We start from the raw sequence: 269 nt of genomic DNA, 5'->3' as shown, positions 1-269 counted from the left end.
AGCATCTGCTTGGCTTCGGCGCCTACGGCTGCCACCGAGCGGGTGCCACCGATGGCACGGTCCTGGCGCACGGCCACGACCGACGGCTCGTTCAGCACGATCCCCTGCCCACGCACGTAAATAAGGGTGTTGGCCGTGCCCAGGTCGATGGACAGGTCGTTGGAGAACATGCCACGGAGTTTCTTGAACATCTGAGGAAGGAGTCCTGAGGGGTGTCGTGCCCGCCGCGGGATGGCGAAAAAATGGGCAGAATTCGAGGCCGACAAGCC

1 protein-coding gene is annotated in these 269 nt (G+C 63.2%); it reads right to left on the bottom strand.

Annotated features, from left to right (window positions below):
* A partial coding sequence (locus tag CN601_RS22280; protein WP_179865653.1) for a rod shape-determining protein occupies positions 1–191 on the bottom strand: 191 nt, incomplete at its 3' end.
* Between the last annotated feature and the right edge of the window lie 78 nt (positions 192–269).

This window comes from Bacillus sp. AFS017336 (genome assembly GCF_002555445.1).
Taxonomy (GTDB): domain Bacteria; phylum Bacillota; class Bacilli; order Bacillales; family Bacillaceae_G; genus Gottfriedia.
The sequence above is the reverse complement of the archived record's forward strand: the minus strand, read 5'-3'. Positions and strand labels throughout refer to the sequence as shown.